Origin of the sequence: Sphingobium sufflavum, assembly GCF_021403115.1 — a bacterium.
Taxonomy (GTDB): domain Bacteria; phylum Pseudomonadota; class Alphaproteobacteria; order Sphingomonadales; family Sphingomonadaceae; genus Sphingobium; species Sphingobium sufflavum.
The window spans coordinates 1-21,475 of record NZ_JAJSSH010000018.1 but is presented as its reverse complement, the minus strand read 5'-3'; the positions used below and the strand labels follow the sequence as shown (position 1 = coordinate 21,475).

Below are 21,475 nucleotides of genomic sequence, written 5' to 3'. Positions count from 1 at the left end.
GCTTTTGCATGAGCGGCCCGGCCTTTAGAGCATGATGGCGGTCGATCGCCCCCCCCCCCCCCTCGCCCTTGCGAGCGCAGCGAGCCGCAGGCGGACGAAGCCCGACCAGTCCAGGACGGTGCCCATAGATTGCGCCGCTGCGCCCGCAAGGGCGATCCAGGGAAACGTCATCCCATTCCAGCGAACGGCGAAGCCCGCGTCAGGCGGGGAAGTTCACCTGCATCTTGGCAAAGAAATCGCCCAGCATCAGGCGATTGTCGATGGCGGTGAAGATGCGGACCTTGCGCCCGTCCGTGCGCGGCGTGAAGGTGCCGTCGCGGTTGAGGAGCGGCGCGAACACCTCCTCCGACGGGCTGGAGCCGTTGCGTTCATAGCGAAAGGTCGGGCGATAGACGCTGGGCACCCAGTCGTGCAGCGCGGTGAGGACGACCAGCGGATTGTCGCCCAGGCACCATGTCTCGCCCACGTTGATCGCGCCGTTGAACCGCCCGGCCGCCTCGAAAATGCGGGCGTAGAGCCATGCGCCGATCCGGCCGTGAGGGGCGACATGGGCCTGTATCTCCGTATCCGAGACGAGGCAGGTGCCATAGACGGCGCGCGGTATCTGCCAGATCGGCACCCGGCTTTCGTTGAAGATATATTGGGCGGCGAGCGGGTCGATGTTGAAATTCGTCTCCCCCGTGCCGCCCGCCGGATAGGCATCGCCGCCGATCCACACCAGCGTCATCCGGTCCGCGATGCGCGGTTCGAGGAGGAGGGCGCTGGCGACCTCCGTCAGGCCGCCGCCGACCGCGACATAGAGGGGCAGGCTGGTGTCGGTGCGCAGCGCCTCGTCGATGATCGCCTGCGTGCCCGCCGATCGGATGGGGCTGTGAATGTCGGAGAGCTTTGCCGGTGCACCCTCCTGCACGGCAATGGCGGCGGCGTGGCGGGGCATCAGCGACAGGATTTCGCGGGCCAGTTCGGTGGAGCGGCGCGCCGTTTCGCCGGGCCGCCCGGTGCCCGTGCCGACGATGGCGCGCAACTGGGACGTGGGCGAGAGGATCGCATGGACCGCCGCGAACAGGCCATCGATGTCACCGCTGAGGTCGTTGACGAAGATCAGGCGCGAACGCGGGCCAGCGGGAGGGGCATAGGGTTGCGAGGGATGGGGTTGCGGGGAAAGGGGCGGCCCCGCGCGAGTTCGGGCGGTCGCGGCGCGGGTGAGGCCGGGGACGGTGAGCAGGGCGGATGCCATGATGGCGTTGGCCAGAATCTGCCGGCGGTTGTGTGTCATGCCAATCCCCTTCTGTTCGGCGATGATTGGTCGTACCAAAATTGCGAGTGTTGTCCAGAGGATGGGCGGGCTAGAGCCCTGCCATTGCCCTGACGTCATCCCGGATCGGGTCCGGGATGACGGGATATGCCTGTCTGTGGTGGGGGAGAGGGCTGCACCCCCCGTCAGATATGATCCGCCGTTGCCTTGAGCCGTTTTGCGCGGGCGATAGTGGCGGCGATGAAGAGGAAGGCGACGATCTCGCCCGGCACGATGGCGAGCATGGCGTAGCGCAGCGCATTGTCACCCGCGCCGGCCCACAGGTCGCTGAGCAGGCCCACCGCCAGCGGGCCGAGGCCCAGCCCGATCAGGTTGACGCCGAGCATAATCATGGCGGAGGCGGAGGCGCGCAGCGACGGCGGGACCAGCGCGTGGGCCGCCGCGATGCAGGGGCCGAGATAAGCCCCCGCCGTGACGAACGAGCCGGAGAGGATGAGCAGCGCGCCGGTCGCATCGGTCGCCAGCAAGGCCCCGGTCTGGAAGGGGATGCTGAGGATCATGGCGGCGGCGGCGACCTCCAGCCGGGCGTGGGGGCGGGTGCGCGACAGCCAGTCGGCGATATAGCCGGTGCCGATCATGCCGATCAGCCCCGGCCCGACGGCGAGGACGGCGAGCCAGATGCCGATCTGGGCGCTGGACAGGCCATGGATGCGGCCCAGAAACGGCGCGGTCCAGTTGCCGATGCCATAGTTGACGAAGGTGTGGAAACCGCAGCCGAGCATCAGGCACACAAAGGCGGGGTTGCGCGCCAGTGTGGCGAGGCCATCCCACAGGCCGTCGCGGGAGGCGGCGGCAATCTCCAGCGCGGGATCGTCATACTGGCCGCGGCGCGGCTCCTTCAGCGTCGTCCAGGTGATGAGCGCGAGGAGGAGGCCAGGCAGGCCGACGATCCATATCGCCGGTCGCCAGCCGAAATACTGGTTGATGAGGCCACCCGCGAGCAGCCCGATCATCATGCCCACCGTCCCGGCGGAGGAGTAGATGGAGAGGGCGGCGGCGCGCTTTTCCGGCTCATAATAGTCGGAGAGGAGCGAATGGGCGGGTGGGGTCAGCCCGGCCTCCCCCACGCCCACGCCGATGCGATAGAGGAGCAGGGTGGTGAAGCTGCCCGCTGTCGCGCACAGGGCGGTCATCGCGCTCCACAGCGTCATGGAGATGGTGATAATCATGGTGCGGCTGTGCCGGTCGGCCAGCCGGGCGATCGGAACGCCGAGCACGGCATAGAAGAGCGCGAAGCTCAGCCCGGTCATCAGGCCGAGCTGGGTGTCGGTCAGGCCCAGTTCCGCCTTGATCGGGTCTTGCAGGATGGTGATGACCTGCCGGTCGACATAGTTGATGGTGTAGGCGCAGAAGAGCAGGAACAGCGCGTAGCGGCGCATCCGGGGCGAGACGAGCGGCGGCGCGGCATCGACGGGCGGGGTGGCGGGCTGGGCGGCAGGCGGGACGGCGGCGTTCAGGGCGGAGTCCGGCGTCGTCATGCGCGATCCATCCGGCACGCGCGATTCGCCCGGCGCAATCGGTCCGTCATCATCCTCTCCCTGTTTCCTGCGGCGCTTGCTAGCGCGCGGTTGGCGGGGAGGCAATGGAACGCGCCCGATGTTTGCGACCGGTGGCGCGGTGTGAAGGCGGTATCCGGGGGAGGTGGCGGGGCGGGCGGGCGCGTTGCGGTGCATCATGGCCGAATGATATAACCTATTTGGTACTTTTGTCTTGACATTGTCACGCTGATATGGCACCCCTTGTCCATCGTTGAAGACTCCGCCTCCCAGGGCTTCCCTGGGAGGCGCGGCGGTGAGGCGGGCGGCGCGGGATGGCGCGGTCCGCCTTTTCCTTTTTCCGGGCAGGTGGACATGAGCGAGCGGGGAAAACGGGTGGCGGACAGGAAGGCGGCGGGACGCAAGGACGCGCTGCTGCGCTCCCGCAAGGGGTGGCGCTGGACGAAACGGGCGGAGGATCGCTTCTTTGCCGAACTGGCCCTGACCGCCAACATCAGCCATGCGGCCAAGCAGGTGGGCACGTCGGGGCAGGGTGCGCATGCGCGGCGGCGGAGCAACGCCGCCTTTGCCGCGCGCTGGCTGGAGGCGCTGGACGAGGGCTATGCCGCGCTGGAGATGCTGATGCTCGACCAGTCGCTGCACGGCGCGGAACGGACCGAGACGGTGCGCGACGCGGAGGGTAAGGTGAAGCAGGAGAAGAGCGTCCGCAGTTTCCCCCATGCGGTCGCGATCCGGCTGCTCCAGAGCCATCGCGAGACGGTGGAGCGGTATCGCGGCATGGCGGCGCAGCGGATCGAGGATGATCCCGCCGCCGTCGCGCGCTTCCACGAGGAGCTGGACCGGGTGCAGGCGCGGTTGATGGCGGACGACCGGGCCATGCCGGGCGGGGCAGGGCAGGAGCAGTCAGCACCGGGCCAGTCGGTGCAGGACCAGTCAGTTCAGGCTCAGCCACGTCACGGCCAGTCGGCACAGCGCAGAGCAGCGCCGGGCCAGTCTGTTCAAGATCAGTCGGCGCAGGACCGCGCGACGCAGGACCGGGCAACGCATCAGGAGGCGGCGGATGGGTAGGGAGGCGCCGCGGTCGGACTATGAGCGGGTCGCGGCGGCGTCGCCGGAGGAGCGGGCGATGCTGCTGCGTCTGCTGGGCGCGGATGCGATGACGCGGCTGGCGACGCGCTGGCAGCATCGCGCGCGGCCCGCGCAACTGCCGCCGCCGGGCGCGTGGAGCCTGTGGCTGGTGATGGCGGGGCGCGGTTTCGGCAAGACGCGGCTGGGCGCGGAATGGGTGCGCGCGGTGGCGGAGGCGGACGGGTCGGCGCGCATCGCGCTGATCGGTGCGTCGCTGCACGATGCGCGGGCGGTGATGGTGGAGGGGGAGAGTGGCCTGCTGGCCATCGCGCCGCCATGGGCGCGGCCCCTGTGGCAGCCCAGCCGGCGGCAACTGCGCTGGCCCAACGGCGCGCGGGCCACCCTGTTCGGCGCGGGCGAGCCGGATGCGCTGCGCGGGCCGCAGCACAGCCATGTCTGGGGCGACGAGATCGCCAAATGGCCGGACGGGCTGGCGGTGTGGGACAATGCGATGATGGGATTGCGGCTGGGGCACGCCCCGCGCGCGCTGGCGACGACGACGCCGCGCCCGGTGCCGCTGCTGCGCAAGCTGTTGGAACAGCCCGGCGTGGTGGTGACGCGGGGGCGCACGGCGGACAATCGCGGGGCCCTGCCCGCGGCCTTTCTGGCGGCGATGGCGCGCGATTATGGCGGCACGCGGCTGGGGCGGCAGGAGCTGGAGGGTGAGATGCTGCTGGACCTGGAGGGGGCGCTGTGGACGCGCGACCTCCTGGACCGGTGCCGGGTGCGGCGGGTCGCGGCGGAGGGCGGCGACATGAATATGGGCGCGGAGCCGCTGCTGCGCCGCGTCGTAGTGGGGGTCGATCCCCCGGCGAGCGCGACGGGCGATGCGTGCGGTATCATCGTGGCGGGTATCGGCCCGGACGGGCGCGGCCATGTGATCGACGACGCCAGCGTGGAACGGGCGACGCCGGAAGTGTGGGCGCGGGCGGTGGCGCGCGCGCATCACCGATGGGGCGCGGACCGGGTGGTGGCGGAGGCGAACAATGGCGGGGCGATGGTCGAATCGGTGCTGCGCGCCGCCGATGCGGGCCTGCCGGTCCGGCTGGTCCATGCCTCCCGCGGGAAAGTGGCGCGGGCGGAGCCGGTCGCGACCCTGTATGAGGCGGGGCGGGTGGTCCATGCGGGCCTGTTCCCCCTGCTGGAGGACGAGATGTGCGGCATGGTGGCGGGCGGCGGCTATGCGGGACCGGGCCGTTCGCCGGACCGGGCCGATGCGCTGGTCTGGGCGCTCACCGATCTCTTATTGGGACGGATGGCGCAGCCGGGCTTCAAACTATTGTAACAGTATGTGGAAAAGATACTGGTTGCGTAACTGAATCATGTTAGGTTGTTTACTGGAGATCCGATAGGCGAGAACGCCGTGGAAAATGTTGTAGAACAAATAGCGCGATGCGAGACATTACCGCTGCTCTGGCGGTTGATGATCGGCTATTTTCGCGATCGGGGCTATGGCGCGGTCTGCTATTTCACTTGTGCTCCGGGGGAACCGGGACAGTCGCCGGGTCCGGTGGCGCCGCCGGTCCATCACGGGTTCAGCGCGGCGGTGATCGAAGCCTATCTGGGCAGCAATTATGAGCAGATCGACATCGTGCCGCGCATGACGCTGGCGCACGGCAGGCCGCTGCGCTGGAGCGAGGTGTGGGCCGGGGTCGAGACGACGGACGAGGAACGGCGATTCCTGACCCTGTTGCGCGAGGTGCAGATGGGCGATGGCTATACGCTGCCCTGCTATGGTCCCAACGGGCGCAACGGCTATGTCGCCATCGGCGGGATGGGGGCGCAGAGCGTGACGGACGAGGCGTCTCTGCGCGAGATGCACCTGTCGGCGCAGGCGGCGCATCTGCGGATATGCGAATTCACGCTGACGGAGCCGCAGCGGGGCAAGCCGCTGTCGGCGCGGGAGCGGGAAATCCTGGACTGGGTGGCGCGGGGCAAGAGCAACAGCGTGATCGCGGACATACTGTGCATCTCCGCAGGGACGGTCGATACCTATTTGCGGCGGATTTACGAGAAACTGGGCGTGTCGGACCGGACGTCCGCGGCGGTGCGCGGCATCGGCATGGGGCTGATCGCAGCCTGACCGATGGGCGCGATGGTGCGTGGCCGGTGTGGGTTGGCTGGCGCGGGGTTTGTGCGGCGGGATACCGTTGGCCGTGGCGGCCGGTGTGGATCGGTGCGAGTGGATTTTGCGGGGGCGACGGGTGAGAACGGGCCTTTGGGGGCTGCGGTCCGGTGGCCAAAGGGCGTCTCGTTGAGCCTGTGATGGAGAGTTGGCTATTGTTCCCTGCGGGTCGGGGCGAGCCGGGTGAACGTCCGCCTTGCCGCCCGTGCCGGAGCCTGTATCGGGGCGGGTTCGGGCTTCGGGATGAGATAGCGGGGACCGGGAGAATCAGGCCGGTCTTGTGGATTGAATATTAGGGACCAGATAGCGGGAGCCGTGCGTTCGACAGGATGCGGCTCAGGTGGTGGAATTTCGGGGATGGCCGCCTTCGGGCCGGTCCCGGACTGCGACCGGACTGACGTTAGGGACCGGGCGTCGACTGGGCGGAGCACCGCGCGAAGATATAGGGCAGCAACCCTCTGGAGGAGCGATGGCTCTGGAGATTGGAGAGATATTCGGGCGGATCGAGCGGGCGCGCAACCTCAGCGCGCTCTGGTCGCTCATGCTGCGCCATTTCACGGAGGCCGGGTTCGGCGCCATCGCCTATATAGTGTTCGACCGGGGACGGGTGGGGCAGGTCGTCGCGCTGCTGGAACGAGGGTTTCCGCCCGACATCGTCCACGCCTATGCCGAGATGGGCTATGGCCAGCATGACCCGACCTTGCGCGTGGTGATGGCGACCGGACAGCCCGACACGCCCAGCCGGGTGGCGGAGCGGTTCAACCTGTCGCCGGAAGAGCGGCAGTATAAGGGGTTGATGCGGGGGCTGGAGGCGGGTGACGCGCTGTCGCTGCCGCTCTATGGCCCGCATGGCCGCGACGCCTATGGCATATTGGGGCAGCCTGCGGACCCGGAGTTTTTCCGCACCGCGCGTCGCACCGAACTGCATATGGCGGCGCAGGCCGCGCATCTGAAGGCTTTTTCCCTCTTGCGGCGGCGCAGGCCGGACGACGGCCATGGCCTGTCCCCGCGCGAGGTGGAGATATTGGGCTGGGTCGCGCAGGGCAAGAGCAACAGCGTGATCGCGGACATATTGCAGCTCTCGCCGGGGACGGTAGACACCTATTTGCGCCGGATATTCGAGAAGCTGAATGTGACGGACCGGACCTCTGCGGCGGTGAAGGGGGTCGGGATGGGGTTGATACGGGTTTGAGAGGACGGATGGTGGGGAAAGAACGGCCTATCGTCTCCCCGCCCGGTCCCCTGTCTGTCCCCGCCGCAAGACGCAGCATGAATTGACGTTGCGCGCGCCCATGACGGGCGATTCTTTCCTGATTTGTGTTTCCGCGTTTTTCGAACCGGCGGATGATCCCATCGGTTTCGAAAAGGCCTTTGTCTTTCGATGCCGTATTTTCCGAGCCGTCGACCGTAAACGGTCAACTTGAAAACGCCCTGGGAGTATCCCGATATGAAATGGTTTGGTCGAAAGGCCGCGGCGGGTGCGTCGCGGCCGGCATTGTCGCGTGCCTGGATGAACGGTCTGGTCGCGCCGCTGGGGGACTGGCCGAGCGGCTATGAGGCGCAGGTGCGGGCCGCCGTGCTGGTCAATCCCGTCGCCCAGCGGGCGATGCGGCTGGTGGGGGAGGCGGTGGGCGGCGCGGCGCTGATCGCGACGGCGGCTTCCCCCGACGATGCGGCGCGCGCGGTGGCGCTGGTGACGGAGCGATCCGGCGGGCAGGTGCTGATGGCGACGCTGGCCGCGCATATCCTGCTCCACGGCAACGGCTATGCGCAGATCGGGGCGGGGCCGGACGGCGCGCCGGTCAGCCTGTTCGCGCTGCGGCCGGAGCGGGTGAGCGTGGAGCCGGACGCGGCGGGATGGCCGGTCGCGTACAGCTATCGCGTGGGGGAGCGCCAGGCGCGCTGGGTGACGGAGGATGGCACGGGGCGGACGTCGATCATCCATTGCCGCGCCTTCAACCCGCTGGACGATCATTATGGGCTGGGCTGCCTGGGCGCGGCGGCGGGGGCGGTGGCGATCCACAATGCGGCGACGCGGTGGAACAAGGCGCTGCTGGACAACGCCGCCCGGCCGTCGGGCGCGCTGGTGTTTGAGGGGGCGGACGGGGCGGCCCTCTCCGGCGAGCAGTTCGACCGGCTGCGCGAGGAATTGCAGGCGGCCTTTCAGGGCGCGGACAATGCGGGGCGGCCGATGCTGCTGGAGGGCGGGCTGCGCTGGCAGGCGCTCAGCCTCTCGCCCGCCGACATGGATTTCGTGGCGCTGAAGGCCGCGGCGGCGCGGGACATCGCGCTGGCTTTCGGGGTGCCGCCGATGCTGCTGGGGCTGCCCGGCGACAACAGCTATGCGAATTATCGCGAGGCGAACAAGGCGCTGTGGCGGCAGACGGTCCTGCCGCTGGCCGGGATGATTCTGGGCGGGCTGGCGCAGGGGCTGCGCGGGTGGATGCCCGGCCTGACGCTGGAGGTGGACCTGAACCGGTTGCCGGCGCTGGCCGACGACCGGGCGGCGCTGTGGGACCGGGTGGCGGGCGCGGATTTCCTGTCGGAGACGGAAAAGCGGGCGATGCTGGGGATCGCCCCGGCGCAGGAGGGATAGGCGATGCAGGACCATGACATGCTGGCCAGCCTGGTGGGACAGGCGGAGGCGGAAGGCGGCGACATCGTGATGATCCGCGCGATCATCGAGGAGGCGAGCATGATCGGCGCGGATCGGGCGCTGGACCGGCTGGGCCTGTCGGATCGCAGCGCGGCGGACGATGTGAAGGAGTTGCGCGAACTGCTGGGCGGCTGGCGCGATGCCAAGCGGGCGGCGCGGGGCGCGGTGCTGGGCTGGCTGGTGAAGGTGGCGGCGATGCTGCTGCTGATCGGGCTGGCGGTGCGCGCGGGCGTGATGCCGCAGGTGCAGGCGTGAACGGTGGGGTGCGCTTCGCGGGCTATGCGGCGCTGTTCGACCGGCGCGACCGGGGCGGGGACGTGATCGTACCGGGGGCCTTTGCGGAGAGTTTGCGGCGGCGGCTGGGGTCGGGCGAGAGCCTGCCCATCCTGTGGCAGCACGACCCGGCCCAGCCCATCGGCACGGTGGAGAGCATCGCGGAGGATGCGCGCGGCCTGCGCGTGATCGGGCGGCTGGAGTCGCGGCCCGGCGTCGCGGCGCGCGCGGCGGAGATGCTGCGCGCGGGGGCGGTGGACGGGCTGTCCTTCGGTTATCGCGTGGTGGCGGCGCAGACCGGCGAGGTGGCGCGGCGGCTGGAGGCGGTGGACATCGTGGAGGTCAGCTTGGTCGCCCACCCGATGCAACCCGCCGCGCGGGTGCATGCGGTGGAGGGGTAGGACTATAGTCCCGCAGCCTTACGCAGAGCTTCATTGATGCGGACCTGCCAGCCGGGGCCAGCCGCCTTAAAACTTTCTATGACCTCTGGGTCGAGGCGGAGGGACACATGTTGCTTGGTCTTCTCCTGCTTTGGGCGGCCACGGCGGACCAGGGTGGTGCCGCGATAGACATCGGCGCCGTCGAACCATTGCTGTGTGAGCGGGGGCGCATCATCCGGATCTATCCAGTTCTCGCCAGAATTTTTCACATTCTTCGTCATGGGCATGCCTCATGGGGATAACGCGGATGGCGTCTCCCCTCGGAGTCCAGACACAGACGACGGGGCGATCATCGAGCAGGCCCAGCATGATGTAGCGGGGTTCGCGATAATCTTTCCGGTCGTCGGGCCGGATTATATGAAGGCCATCGAAAATCTGGACGATGGCTTCGAAATCAAGACCGCGTTCTGAAAGGGTGCGGTCGCGTTTAGCGGGGTCGTACTCGATCTGCATGAAGGGAGTATCTCCAAAGATGCGAAGCGCCAGGGCTGCTTTGCATTGATTTTCTCCCTCTGAATGATCCGCAATTGGATCAACTTTCATGTAGCACATAAAATCCAAGTTTCAATAATTTTCGTATCACAAAAATTAGGGCGGTCCTGCGGGGCCGCCTTTTTTGTTTACCAGCAGGAGACATGAGCATGGTGGAAGTGAAGGCGGATACGCTGGAGAACAGCTTTGACGCGATCGTGCAGGGCGAGCGGATCGCGGCGCTGGAGGCGCGGATCGAGGGTCTGGACGCCGGATTGAGGGCGCAGGGCGTGGCGGCGGCGCGGCCTCCGCTCGACGGGGTGAAGGGGAGCGTGGTGGACCCGGCGCGCGCGGCGTTCGTGGATCGCTACCTGCGGCAGGGGCTGGAAGCGGGGGTGGAGCTGAAAAGCTTTTCCGGCGCGACCGGGGCGGCGGGCGGCTATGCCGTGCCGCGTGAGATCGATGCGCAGATCGACCATCTGCTTAAGAATATCTCCCCCATCCGCCAGATCGCCAATGTCGTGCGGACCGGATCGGCGGGCTATCGCAAGCTGGTGACGAGCGGGGGCATCCTGTCCGGCTGGGCCAGCGAGGTGGGCGCGCGACCGGAAAGCGCCACGCCGGTGTTCAACGAGATCGCTCCGCCGTCGGGCGAGCTATACGCCAATCCGGCGGCGAGCCAGGCGATGCTGGACGATGCGGCGTTCGATGTGGAGGCGTGGCTGGCGGGCGAGATCGCCGAGGAGTTTGCGCGCGCGGAGGGCGCGGCCTTCATCAGCGGCAATGGCACCAACAAGCCCAAGGGCTTCCTGACCTATACCACCACCAGCGAAGCGGATGGCGTGCGCGCGTTCGGCACGTTGCAATATGTGGCGTCGGGCCTGTCGGCGGGCTTTGCGGCGAGCAACCCGCAGGACAGGCTGATCGACCTGGTCCAGTCGCTGAAGGCGTCGTACCGGCAGGGCGCGAGCTTTGTGATGAACTCGTCCACGCTGGCGCGCATCCGCAAGTTCAAGACGTCGGACGGGGCGTTCCTGTGGCAGCCGTCGCTGGTCGCGAGCACGCCGGCCACGCTGCTGGGCTATCCGGTGATCGAGGCGGAGGACATGCCCGACGTGGCGGCGGACAGCCTGTCCATCGCGTTCGGCAACTTCACCCAGGGCTATGTGATCGCGGAGCGCGGCGAGACGAGCATCCTGCGCGATCCCTATACCAACAAGCCGTTCGTCAACTTCTACGCCGTCAAGCGGATCGGCGGCGCGGTGGCGAACAGCGAGGCGATCAAGCTGATGAAGTTCGCGGCCGCCTGACCCGCCGCGATGCTGTCCGCCCCGGTATTTCCGGGGCGGACAGTGCCTTTTCCCATAAGAAAGGATCAGCGGCATGACCGTGACGATGGAAAGCGCCGCGACCCCTGTCGTCGCGCTGGATGACCTCAAGGACTATCTGAAGATTTCGCTGGGCGATGAGGACGGGTTGCTGGGCGACCTGCTGGCCGCCGCGACGGACATGGCGGAACGGTTCACCGGGCAGATACTGGTGGACCGGGCGGTGGCGGAGGTGATGCCGGTGACGGGGGAGTGGCAGCGCCTCTCCATCCGGCCGGTGCGGGCGGTGACGGGGGTGATGGCGGTCGCGGCGAATGGTGCGGAGCAGGCGCTGGCCGTGGACGCCTATGCCATCGACATCGACCGCAATGGCGACGGATGGGTGCGGGTCGCGCGGCAGGGCGCGGTGGGCCGGGTGAAGGTCGCCTATCGCGCCGGGATCGCGGCCAATGGCGCGGGCGTGCCGGAGGCGATCCGGCATGGCATCATCCGTCTGGCGGGCGAATATCATGCGCGGCGCGAGGGGCTGGAGGTGCGGCCGCCCGCGGCGGTGAGTGCACTGTGGCGACCGTGGCGCCGGATGCGGCTTTCGTGAGGGGGGCTGGCATGAGCGGGCTGATGGCCCGCGTCGCGATGGCGGCGGAGGCGCGGGCGGAACGGCTGCGCGAGCGGGTGCGGGCGCGGATCGCGGCGGCGCTGCCCGGCGCGACGGTGCGGCGCGAGGGCGACCGGATCGTGGCGCGCGGGCGCGGGCTGGTGCGGCGCTGGGTGGCGCGGGACGATCTGCGCGATTTTCGGGAGATGGAGCCATGAGCGGGGTTCTGGCCTTGCGGCAGGTGCTGCTGACCGCGTTGCGGGGGGATGCGGCGCTGATGGCGCTGGTCAACAGCGTCGAGGATGGCGGGGCGGTGAAACAGTCGCCGCCCGCGCTGATGCTGGGCCAGATGGCGGCGAGCGAATGGGGGGCGAAGGGCGTGCGGGGCCTGAGCGTCCGGGTGCCGCTGACCCTGATCGACCGGGGCGACGCGCCCGACCGGATCGACGCGGCGGCGGCGCGGGTGGGCGTGGTGATGGACGCGCTGTCGGGCGAGGCGGGCGCATGGCGGATCGGCATCGTCCGCTTCGACCGGTCGCGAACGGTCAGGAGCGCGGACGGGCAATGGTCGATGATGGTCGATTATCTGGCGCGATTGTCGCGCATTCTCTGAACGACAGGCTCGGAACGATGGGCTGATCGGCATGTAGCCCGTGCGGACCCGCGAGGCGGGGTTAGCCGCGCCGGGTAGCCGGGTCGTCCCGATTTTCGATTTTCACGGGGCCGTCGGTCGGCCCGTTACTCCAACGAAAGGACGGCATCATGAGTGTGGAAAAGGGCAGCGCATTTCTGTTGAAGGTCGGCGATGGCAATGCGCCCGTCGCCTATAGCACCATGGCGGGGCTGCGCACGACGCAGCTCTCCGTCAATGGCGAGGCGGTGAACATCACCAGCAAGGACAGCGGCGGCTGGCGCACGCTGTTGCCGGGCGCGGGGGTGCGGTCGGTCGGCGTGTCGGGGGCGGGGGTGTTCACCGGCTCCACGGCGGAGGTGCGACTGCGCAACCATGCGCTGGCGGGCGCGATCGACGATTATGAACTGAGCTTCGAGAGCGGGGAGCGGATGCGGGGCAAGTTCCTCGTCACCCGGCTCGACTATGCCGGCGATTATAATGGCGAGCGCAATTATACGCTGAGCCTGGAGAGCAGCGGACCGGTGGTGGCGCTGTGAGCGGGGCGGCGAATCCCGTCAGGGGCGAGGTCGGGCTGTGCCTCGATGCGCGCGAGTGCGTGCTGCGGCCCAGTTTCGCGGCGCTGGTCGCGGCGGAAGGCGAGCTGGGGCCGCTGCTGGCGCTGGTCGATCGGGCGGCGGAGGGGCGCATCGCGCTGGGCGAGATTGCGGGCCTGTTCTGGCATTGCCTGGTGGAGCGGGGCGAGTGGGACCGCGAGGCGCTGGGCGAGGCGGTGATGGCGGCGGGGCTGGCGCGGGTGATGCCCGTGGTGCGCGCGGTGCTGCACCAGATTCTCGCGGGAACGGCGTGACATTCGGGGAACAGGCGGGGCGGCTGATGGCGCTGGCGGCGGTGCTGCTGGGGTGGCGACCCGCCGAATTCTGGGCGGCGACGCCGGGGGAGCTGGCGGCGATCCTGCGCGGCCTGTCGGAGCAGGCGGGCGGCGGGGTCTCCGGCGTCGCGGGCATGGATGCGGGCGCTTTGGCGCGGTTGAAGGAGATATGTCCCGATGACGGATGAGATCGAAACGCTGACCGTGGGCGTGCGGGCGGAGGTGAGCGGCTTTGCGCGCGATGTGGACGCGATGCGCGGATCGCTGGAGGGGCCGCTGGTTGCGGGAGCGGACAAGGCGGGGCGGATGATCGAGCAGAGCCTGTTGCGCGCGGTGCGGACCGGCAAGACGGGCTTCGACGACCTGCGCCGCATCGTGCTGAACGTGATGGCGGAGATTGCGGCGAGTGCGGTGAAGGCCGGGCTGGCGAGCATCGGCGTGGGGGTGAAAACGGGCGGTTCGTCCGGCGGGAGCGGGGATGGCGGGACCGTCGGCGGCAATGGCGGGCTGCTGGCGCTGGGCGCGAACCTGCTGGGGTCGGTGCTGGGCCTGCCGGGGCGGGCGACGGGCGGGCCGGTGTCGCCGGGCCGCGCCTTTCTGGTCGGGGAACGCGGGCCGGAGGTGTTCGTGCCGACCAGCAGCGGGAGCGTGGCGCCGATGGTGGGCGGCGGCGGGCGCGATGTGCGGATCGCCATCCATGTCAACGCGCCGCAGGGGGAGAATAGCCGCCTGCTGGGCCGAAGCGCGCGGCAGGTGGCGCGCGCGGTGCGGTCGGCGTTGGCGGAATAGGGGGCGGGTGGTCCTGTCCGTCATCCCGGACCTGATCCCGCATCCTGTTTTTGCCCTGTCGTCGTGACTTGAAGAGGAAGCGTCACCCCGGCTCAGGTCCGGGACGATTCAGGTCCGGGATGACGAGGATGGGGAGGGCGGCGATGGCCGCCGCCGCCCACGACCCCGGCCCGCGCCGGGATGACGTCTGGATTTGAGAGGAATCATCATGCCCTATTGGCTTGCCCGCGACCGTGCGGGGCAGGAGGCGGCGCCGTGCAAGCGGTTTGCCGCGCCGTACTGGACCGTCGATTTTCCCCGGCCAATGATGGCGTCGGTCGTGACGACAGGGCCGGATGCGCTGCGCGTCGATGCGGTCTTTTATGGCAGCGGCGAACTGGCGGGGCTGATCTGGGCGTCGGAGGATCGGTGGGATCATCCGCTGCTCGGCTATGAGACGCGGCGCGACTATGCCCATTGCCGCTTGCGGTTTCGCTGGCGGAGCGGTGGCGTCAAGCCGCTCGACGCGCTGCACGGCCCGACGCTGACCATCGAGGGGCGGGACGCCGCGGGCGTGGCGCGCGCCTGGTATGTGCGGCTGTGGAATTACGCCAGCGGCACGCCGGAAGACGCGCTGATCGACCTGGACTTCGATGCGCTGGACGGTGGCTATCTGTTGCCGGGCGAGGCGGACCGGGTGTGGCCGCACGACATCGACCGCATGTTCCTCTCCATCGTGCCGGAGGCGTATGACGCGCTGGGCACCGCCTTTGCGGGTGGGGTCGAGGGTTGGGCGGAGCTGAGCGATATTCGCTCCGACGGGTCGGGGTCGATGCTGACCATCGGCGACATCATGGTGCCGGAGCATGGGCTGTCCATGGCGACCGGCTATGACGACGCCTATCATCTGACGCCGGAGCGGGTGCTGCGGCAGATACTGGCGCTGGGCTATCGCGGGGCGATCAACCATTATGTGGGGATGAGCCATTATTTCCGGCTCGAGCCGACCAGTGGCGGGCTGTATGCCAGCCTGACCGGCGGGGCGCTGAACGGGCCATGCGCGGCGTGGCACCGGGACTTTGCGGCGCGGGCGGAGGCGCTGGGCTATGGGCTGATCCTGTCGCTGTCCTATGAACTGTTCGACGCCCATTGCTGGAACGACTGGAAGCAGCGGGCGGCGGACGGGTCGCCCGCGCTGACCGGCTGGACACCGCCCTCCACCCTGCTGTCCCCGGCGCATGGCGGGGCGATGGCTTATTTGCAGGCGGTGGCGGTGGCGTTCGTCGGGATCGTGCAGGCGGCAGGTCTGGCGGTGCGGTTCCAGGTGGGCGAGCCATGGTGGTGGGTGACGGCGGATGGCCATCCCTGCCTGTATGACGATGCGGCGCGGGCGGCGTTAGGGGGGGCGCCGCCGGTGATCGCCACCGTGCGCGGCACTTTGACGGGGGAGCAAAAGGCGCTGCTGGATGCGGCGGGCGCTGTGCTGGCGGCGTCGACGGCGGCTTTGTGTTCGGCGGTGCGGGCGGCGGCGGCGGATGCGGAGACGCTGCTCCTCGTCTTCCTGCCCAGCGTGCTGGACGTGGACGCGCCGGAGATACGGCGGGCCAATGCGCCGGTGGGATGGGCCGCCCCGGCCTTCGATACATTGCAGGTGGAGGATTATGACTGGGTGACGGACGGGCGCATCGCCCTGTCGCGGGCCGGGCGGACGGCGATCACCCAGCGGCTGGGCTATCCGCGCGAGGCGCAGCAGTATCTGTCGGGATTTGTGCTCAACGGCGGGGACGACCCCGCCATGCCGGGCAAGTGGCGGCGCATTGCCGAGGCGGCGGCGGTGTCGCGCGCGGGGGGCGATGCGGCGACCTTCATCTGGGCGCTGCCGCAGGTGGCGCGCGATGGTTTCCTGTGGTTCGATCCGGGGGAGGATGTGACGGTGCAAGCATTCGACGATGTGGCCTTTCCGATCGCCATCGGGCGCAAGGCGAGCGTGTCGCCCGGCTTCTCCACGCAGACGGTGGAGAGTGTTTCGGGGCGGGAGCAGCGCAGCAGCGACTGGGCGGACGCGCGGATGCGCTTCGACGCGGGGCCGGGGGTGCGGTCGGAAGCGGATCTGGCGATGCTGATCGCCTTTTTCCGGGCGCGGCGCGGCGCGGCGCGGGGCTTCCGCTTCACCGATCCCTATGACCATCACAGCGCCGGCTGGGGCGAGGCGATCAGCGCCATCGACCAGCGCATCGGTATGGGCGACGGGATGGAGACGCGCTTCCCGTTGGTGAAACATTATGGCGAGGCGGCGGACCCGCAGGTGCGGCGGATCACCCGACCCGTGGCGGGCAGCGTGCGGATCGCCCTCGACGGGGTGGCGGCGACGGGCGGCTGGGCGCTGGACGGGCTGGGGGAGGTGCTGTTCGATGCGCCGCCCGGCGTGGACGTGGTGGTGACGGCGGGCTTTGCCTTCGACGTGCCGGTGCGGTTCGAGGAGGATAGCCTGGACGTGCATGCGGAGACCCATGCGGCGGGCGAGGTCGCGTCCGTGCCGTTGGTGGAGATACGGGAATGAGCGCGGCGGCGATCCTTGCGAAACCGCTGTGCGCGCTGGCCTTTTGCTGGCGGCTCGACCGGCGGGACGGGGTGGCGATGGGGCTGACCAGCCATGACCGGACGCTGGCGGTGGGCGGGCTGGATTATGCCGCCAGCCCCGGCATGCTGCCCTCCGCGATCCGGCAGACGGGGACGCTGGATGCGGCCGTCATGGATGTGGAGGGCGCGCTGTCTGCGGACAGCCTGTCGGCGCGCGATCTGGCGCAGGGGCGCTGGGATGGGGCCGCGGTGGCGCTGTACCTGACGGAATGGACGGAGCCGGGCGTGCTGTGGCTGGAACTGGCGCGGGGCACATTGGGGCCGGTGCGGCAGGTGAAGGGCAGCTTTGTCGCGGCGCTGCATGGCGCGAAGGCGGCTTTCGGTCGGGCAGTGGCCCCCGCGACGTCGCCCACCTGCCGGGCCAGCCTGGGCGATGCGGATTGCCGGGTGGACATGGCGCTGCGGCGGCGGATGTTGCGCATCGGCGGCGTGGATGGCGAGCGACTGCTGGCGCCGGGCGTCGAGGGCGCGGATTATGCGGGCGGGCGGCTGCGCTGGCTGGGCGGTGCGCGGTGCGGCCTGTGGGACGGGATCGCGGGGGGCGAGGCGGGTGCGCTGTTGCTGGACGAGCCGCCGGACGGGGTGATCGGCGCGGGCACACCCGTCCTGATCGAGGAGGGGTGCGACAAGCGGATCGCGACCTGCTCCGCCCGGTTCGGCAATGCGGTCAATTTTCGCGGCGAACCCTATCTGCCCGGCAACGACCTGCTGACCCGCTATCCGGGGGCGTGAAATGGGGCCGGGCGGGGCGATATGCCGGGCGGCGGCGACGCTGATCGGCACGCCATTTCGACTGCATGGCCGGTGCGATGCAGGGGTGGATTGCGTGGGGCTGTTGTGGCTGAGCCTGTGCCGGGCGGGCCTCAGCGTGCCCGATCCGCCGCCCTATCGGTTGCGCGCGGGCGTGGCGCCGATGGTGGCGGGCTGGATGGCGGCGGCGGGCTTCGGGGCAGGGACGGGGCGGCGGCCGGGCGACCTGGTGGTCGTGCGGGTGAGCGCGCTCCAGCCCCATCTGCTGATCGATACGGGCGACGCCATCATCCACGCCCATGCGGGGCTGGGCCGGGTGGTGCGGATGGCAATGCCCGCCGAATGGCCCGAACTGTCGCGCTGGCGACGGGCAATTCCAGAGGAAAGGTGACAATCATGGCGACTGTGGTGCTGACGGCGGTGGGCAGCCTGTTCGGGCCGGTGGGCGCGGCGGTGGGCGCGCTGGCCGGGCAGGCGATCGACGGCATCCTCTTCAAACCCGCCGGACGTGAGGGGCCGCGCATCGTGGACCTGCGCGTCCAGACGTCGAGTTTCGGCACGCAGATACCGCGCCTGTTCGGGGCGATGCGGGTGGCGGGCACGGTCATCTGGTCCACCGACCTGATGGAGAGCGCGGAAACATCGGGCGGTGGCAAGGGGCGGCCATCCGTCACCACCTATCATTATGCGGCCAGCTTTGCAGTGGCGCTGTCCTCCCGCCCGATCGCCGGGATCGGGCGGATATGGGCGGACGGCAATCTGCTGCGTGGGGTGGCGGGCGACTTCAAGGTCGGGATCGGCGCGTTCCGGGTCCATGACGGCGCGGCGGACCAGCCGGTCGATCCGCTGATCGCCGCCGATCGGGGGAGCTGGTTGACGCCGGCGCATCGCGGGCTGGCCTATGTCCTGTTCGAGGGGTTGCAACTGGCGGACTTCGGCAATCGCATCCCGTCGCTGACCTTCGAGATTTTTGCCGATGAAGGGGGCGTGGCGGTGCCGACCATCGCATCGGTTCTGGCGGGCGGGGGGGAAGTCGCCCTGCATGAGGGCGGGGATATGCCTGTCGTGGGCGGCTATGCGGCGGCGGGGGATAGTGCGGGGGAGGCGTTGCAGCCGCTGCTGGACAGCCATGACCTGCTGCTGCGGCCGATGGGGGCGGCCATGGCGCTGACCGGCGGCGCGGCGCGGGAGATGCTGCTGCGGATCGGGGACGATCTGGCGATGGCGCGCGGCGAGGCGCTGGCGGGGCGGACGGTGGAGCGCAAGCCGGTGGAGGCTGTACCGCGCCGCCTCTCCGTGCGGCATTACGACCCGGCGCGTGATTATCAGGCGGGTATCCAGTCGGCGGAGCGGCAGGGCGCGGGCGCGCAGGAGGCTCACATTGACCTGCCCGCCACGTTGGATGCAGCGGGCGCGCAACAGCGGGCCACCGACCTGCTGCGCCGACGGATGCTGGGGCGGCGGACGGTGACGATGGCGCGCGGCTGGGATGCGCTGGCGCTGGGGCCGGGCGATGTCGTCGCGCTGGAGGGGCAGGGCGGCGGCTGGCGGGTGGAGGCGGTCGAATGGGAAGGCATGGCCGTGCGGCTGGGCCTGACCGCCGTGCCGACCCGGCCCGCCGCCATGCCGGAGGTGGCGGACAGCGGGTCGGCGGTGCGTGAACGGGATCGCCTGACCGGTCCCACCCACCTGATGCTGGTCGAGACTCCGCAACCGGGCGATGTCGCGGTGGATAGCCCGCAATTGTTCGCGGCGGCATGCGGCGCGGGCGGTGGCTGGCGGGGGGCGGCGATATTGGTGCGCGACGAGGCGGGAGGCTATGCGCCGCTCGGTTCGGTGCGGCGGGCCGCGGTGGCGGGCGTGACGGCGACGGCGCTGGCTAGCGGGACGGCGCGGCTGTTCGACATGGCATCGACTGTCGAGGTCGTGCTGCACGATGGGGAGGCGGTGCTCTCCTCCGTGAGCGATGCGGCGCTGATGCAGGGGGGCAATGCCTGCCTGATCGGGGAGGAGCTGGTGCAGTTCGGGTCGGCCACGCCGGTCGGGCCGGGGCGATACCGGCTGGGCCGTTTGCTGCGCGGTCGACGTGGCACGGAGACTGCGATGGGCGGGCATGGCGCGGGGGAGGGCTTTCTGCTGCTGGACCCGGACCGGCTGTTGCCGCTGGGGAACGGACAGGCGCAGGTCGGGCGGTTGATCGAACTGGCCGCGCAGGGGCTGGGCGACGCGACCCCTGCCGAGGCATCGCGAATCGCGGACGGGCGCGCGCTGGTGCCGCCATCGCCCGTGCACCTGTCGGTGGCGGGCAGCGCGGCGGAGGGGCTGGAGGTGCGCTGGGTGCGGCGGAGCCGGTTGGGCTGGGCATGGCGCGACGGTGTGGATGCGCCGTTGGGCGAGGAGCAGGAGGCCTATCGCGTCGAGGTGCGGGCGGGGGAATTGCTGCTCCGTTCCGGGATCATGGCGGCGCCCCACTGGAGCTATCCCCCCGACGCCATCGCGGTCGACCTGGCGGCGGCGGGATCGGCGGTCCTGACCCTGTCGATATGCCAGCGGGGCACGCATGGCCCCGGCGCGGCCGCGCGCATCGCCCTCTTGCTCTAAATCACAGAAACCAAGGAGTTCGCCATGAGCCAGGATCTCAGCCCGCGTCTGTCGCTGCCCTTGTTGGCCGCGGGACAGGCGCAGAAGGAAATGACGCATAATGAGGCCTTGCAGGCGCTTGACGCATTGGTGCAGCCGGTAGTGCTGTCCGCCGACCGGACCGCGCCGCCCACGGAGCCTGCGCCGGGTGCGTGCTGGATCGTCGCGGTCGGCGCGGCCGGGGCGTGGGCGGGACAGGATGGGACCATCGCCCAATGGACGGCGGGCGGATGGCGCTTTTCCGCGCCGTCCGACGGATGGCGGTGCCATGTCATCGACCGCAGTGCGGGCATGGTGTGGGGCGAGGGTGGCTGGCAGGACGACCTTGTTCGCACCGACGGTATCTATCTGGGGGGGCATCGCGTCATCGGTCCAAGATCAGCCGCAATCGCTGCACCGGCCGGGGGTGCCACCATCGACAGCAGTGCGCGGCTAGTTATTAACGAAATACTTGCCATGTTGCGGGATCATGGCCTGATCTCATCTTGATTTTGCTGTGGATCTTCGCCGCGATGCCATGGATCATGGAGAGAATTTGTTGCCGGGAACGCAATTCTCCATCCTCGTCCTGCGCTGCAATAAATTTGCGCTCTTGCAACGAAACTTTCTGGAGCTTACAGCGTTCTCGCAGTCCGTTGAGGCAGTACTGAAAGGGGAAATAACATGCGGAAGCTTGGCTTGGCCATGGCGCTCGCTACCACCGCGCTGGCAACGCCCGCGATGGCTCGTGACGATAGCTGGTACGTCGGTGCACACGGCGGCGCAACGATCGTCGAGGATATGGACACGGTTGTTGCCGACCGTCGCGCCAATTCGACCTGGAACACCAACACCGGCTATGACGTCGATGGTGTCCTGGGTTATGACTTCGGCATGTTCCGCATTGAAGGCGAAGTCGCCTACAAGCGCGCTTACACCGATGTGAACACCTATTATAACCACGGCCCGGCTCCGTATCTGAGCACGCGCGGCAACGCCCGTTCGCTCAGCTTCATGCTGAACGGCCTGCTGGACTTCGGCAGCGATGACGGCATCCAGGCATTCATCGGCGGTGGCGCCGGTGTTGCACGCACCTATCTGTACTCGCAGATCACCGACGATTCCGACACCGGTTTCGCGTGGCAGGCGATTGCGGGTCTGCGTTACCCGATCACGAGCCACATCGATGGTGAGCTGAAGTATCGCTACTTCAACCATGAGAGCATCGATCTGGTCACGTCGCGTGGCCTGGGTTCGGTGCCGGTTGGTCAGGGTTTCAACACCGACCTGCGTTCGCACTCGATCCTGGCGGGTCTGACCTACAACTTCGGTGGCGAAGAAGCGGCTCCGCCGCCGCCCCCGCCGCCCC

25 protein-coding genes are annotated in these 21,475 nt (G+C 69.2%); 21 read left to right on the top strand and 4 right to left on the bottom strand.

The features are described from left to right. Positions 1–199: 199 nt before the first annotated feature. Entirely contained in the window at positions 200–1,276 is a 1,077-nt protein-coding gene (locus LWE61_RS19190) for a nucleoside hydrolase (RefSeq protein WP_234152265.1), read from the bottom strand. Positions 1,277–1,440: 164 nt separating this feature from the next. Beyond that, a complete protein-coding gene (locus tag LWE61_RS19185; RefSeq protein WP_234152264.1) occupies positions 1,441–2,793 on the bottom strand; it encodes a spinster family MFS transporter in 1,353 nt (450 codons plus the stop codon). Between the two features lie 372 nt (positions 2,794–3,165). Here LWE61_RS19185 and LWE61_RS19180 point away from each other — a divergent pair, with 372 nt between their 5' ends. The 7 genes from LWE61_RS19180 (at position 3,166) to LWE61_RS19150 (ending at position 9,394) form a co-directional block, all read left to right on the top strand. Then, positions 3,166–3,879, top strand: coding sequence for a hypothetical protein (locus tag LWE61_RS19180; RefSeq protein ID WP_234152263.1), 714 nt, complete (start codon positions 3,166–3,168; stop codon positions 3,877–3,879). Further along, positions 3,872–5,224: a DNA-packaging protein gene (locus LWE61_RS19175; RefSeq protein ID WP_234152262.1), complete on the top strand. Its 1,353-nt coding sequence runs from the start codon at positions 3,872–3,874 to the stop codon at positions 5,222–5,224. Before LWE61_RS19180 ends, LWE61_RS19175 begins: the two co-directional genes overlap by 8 nt. A gap of 78 nt (positions 5,225–5,302) precedes the next feature. Continuing rightward, the gene (locus tag LWE61_RS19170) at positions 5,303–6,022 is read left to right on the top strand and encodes a helix-turn-helix transcriptional regulator (protein WP_234152261.1); all 720 of its coding nucleotides are present in this window, start codon (positions 5,303–5,305) and stop codon (positions 6,020–6,022) included. A gap of 511 nt (positions 6,023–6,533) precedes the next feature. Next, on the top strand, positions 6,534–7,256 hold the full coding sequence (locus LWE61_RS19165) for a helix-turn-helix transcriptional regulator (RefSeq protein ID WP_234152260.1): 723 nt from the start codon (positions 6,534–6,536) through the stop codon (positions 7,254–7,256). Between the two features lie 255 nt (positions 7,257–7,511). Then, positions 7,512–8,660, top strand: coding sequence for a phage portal protein (locus LWE61_RS19160; RefSeq protein WP_234152259.1), 1,149 nt, complete (start codon positions 7,512–7,514; stop codon positions 8,658–8,660). A gap of 3 nt (positions 8,661–8,663) precedes the next feature. Further along, entirely contained in the window at positions 8,664–8,975 is a 312-nt protein-coding gene (locus LWE61_RS19155) for a DUF6127 family protein (RefSeq protein ID WP_234152258.1), read from the top strand. After that, positions 8,972–9,394, top strand: coding sequence for an HK97 family phage prohead protease (locus tag LWE61_RS19150; RefSeq protein ID WP_234152257.1), 423 nt, complete (start codon positions 8,972–8,974; stop codon positions 9,392–9,394). The genes LWE61_RS19155 and LWE61_RS19150 overlap by 4 nt, the downstream gene beginning before the upstream one ends. A gap of 2 nt (positions 9,395–9,396) precedes the next feature. Here LWE61_RS19150 and LWE61_RS19145 read toward each other — a convergent pair whose 3' ends face one another. Together LWE61_RS19145 and LWE61_RS19140 are read right to left on the bottom strand one after the other, a co-directional pair. Continuing rightward, positions 9,397–9,654 (bottom strand): BrnA antitoxin family protein, encoded by a 258-nt coding sequence (locus tag LWE61_RS19145; RefSeq protein ID WP_234152256.1) that lies wholly within the window; start codon positions 9,652–9,654, stop codon positions 9,397–9,399. After that, entirely contained in the window at positions 9,605–9,976 is a 372-nt protein-coding gene (locus LWE61_RS19140; RefSeq protein WP_234152255.1) for a BrnT family toxin, read from the bottom strand. Before LWE61_RS19140 ends, LWE61_RS19145 begins: the two co-directional genes overlap by 50 nt. A gap of 98 nt (positions 9,977–10,074) precedes the next feature. Between LWE61_RS19140 and LWE61_RS19135 the strand changes: the two genes are divergently transcribed. The 14 genes from LWE61_RS19135 to LWE61_RS19070 form a co-directional block, all read left to right on the top strand. Continuing rightward, on the top strand, positions 10,075–11,214 hold the full coding sequence (locus LWE61_RS19135) for a phage major capsid protein (protein ID WP_234152254.1): 1,140 nt from the start codon (positions 10,075–10,077) through the stop codon (positions 11,212–11,214). Positions 11,215–11,287: 73 nt separating this feature from the next. After that, positions 11,288–11,827 carry a head-tail connector protein gene (locus tag LWE61_RS19130; RefSeq protein ID WP_234152253.1) on the top strand — a complete coding sequence of 180 codons (540 nt, stop codon included), beginning with the start codon at positions 11,288–11,290 and terminating at the stop codon, positions 11,825–11,827. An 11-nt stretch (positions 11,828–11,838) separates the two neighbouring features. After that, a complete protein-coding gene (locus tag LWE61_RS19125; RefSeq protein WP_234152252.1) occupies positions 11,839–12,045 on the top strand; it encodes a hypothetical protein in 207 nt (68 codons plus the stop codon). Then, on the top strand, positions 12,042–12,440 hold the full coding sequence (locus LWE61_RS19120) for a DUF3168 domain-containing protein (protein ID WP_234152251.1): 399 nt from the start codon (positions 12,042–12,044) through the stop codon (positions 12,438–12,440). The genes LWE61_RS19125 and LWE61_RS19120 overlap by 4 nt, the downstream gene beginning before the upstream one ends. 149 nt (positions 12,441–12,589) lie before the next feature. Next, positions 12,590–12,997, top strand: a complete 408-nt coding sequence (locus tag LWE61_RS19115; protein WP_234152250.1) for a phage tail tube protein — start codon at positions 12,590–12,592, stop codon at positions 12,995–12,997. After that, complete coding sequence (locus LWE61_RS19110; RefSeq protein ID WP_234152249.1) at positions 12,994–13,308, top strand: gene transfer agent family protein; 315 nt, start codon at positions 12,994–12,996, stop codon at positions 13,306–13,308. Before LWE61_RS19115 ends, LWE61_RS19110 begins: the two co-directional genes overlap by 4 nt. Next, positions 13,305–13,517 (top strand): phage tail assembly chaperone, encoded by a 213-nt coding sequence (locus LWE61_RS19105; RefSeq protein WP_234152248.1) that lies wholly within the window; start codon positions 13,305–13,307, stop codon positions 13,515–13,517. The genes LWE61_RS19110 and LWE61_RS19105 overlap by 4 nt, the downstream gene beginning before the upstream one ends. Next, positions 13,507–14,118 (top strand): tail tape measure protein, encoded by a 612-nt coding sequence (locus LWE61_RS19100; RefSeq protein WP_234152247.1) that lies wholly within the window; start codon positions 13,507–13,509, stop codon positions 14,116–14,118. The genes LWE61_RS19105 and LWE61_RS19100 overlap by 11 nt, the downstream gene beginning before the upstream one ends. Before the next feature lie 208 nt (positions 14,119–14,326). Further along, a complete protein-coding gene (locus LWE61_RS19095; protein WP_234152246.1) occupies positions 14,327–16,657 on the top strand; it encodes a DUF2460 domain-containing protein in 2,331 nt (776 codons plus the stop codon). Beyond that, the gene (locus LWE61_RS19090) at positions 16,654–17,469 is read left to right on the top strand and encodes a DUF2163 domain-containing protein (RefSeq protein WP_234152245.1); all 816 of its coding nucleotides are present in this window, start codon (positions 16,654–16,656) and stop codon (positions 17,467–17,469) included. Before LWE61_RS19095 ends, LWE61_RS19090 begins: the two co-directional genes overlap by 4 nt. A 1-nt stretch (position 17,470) precedes the next feature. Continuing rightward, entirely contained in the window at positions 17,471–17,878 is a 408-nt protein-coding gene (locus LWE61_RS19085; protein WP_234152244.1) for a C40 family peptidase, read from the top strand. 5 nt (positions 17,879–17,883) lie between these two features. Beyond that, the gene (locus tag LWE61_RS19080) at positions 17,884–20,088 is read left to right on the top strand and encodes a phage tail protein (protein WP_234152243.1); all 2,205 of its coding nucleotides are present in this window, start codon (positions 17,884–17,886) and stop codon (positions 20,086–20,088) included. A gap of 24 nt (positions 20,089–20,112) precedes the next feature. Continuing rightward, complete coding sequence (locus LWE61_RS19075; protein WP_234152242.1) at positions 20,113–20,616, top strand: DUF2793 domain-containing protein; 504 nt, start codon at positions 20,113–20,115, stop codon at positions 20,614–20,616. Between the two features lie 174 nt (positions 20,617–20,790). Continuing rightward, positions 20,791–21,475 (top strand): outer membrane protein (locus LWE61_RS19070; RefSeq protein ID WP_234152241.1); only part of this gene is annotated, 685 nt, incomplete at its 3' end.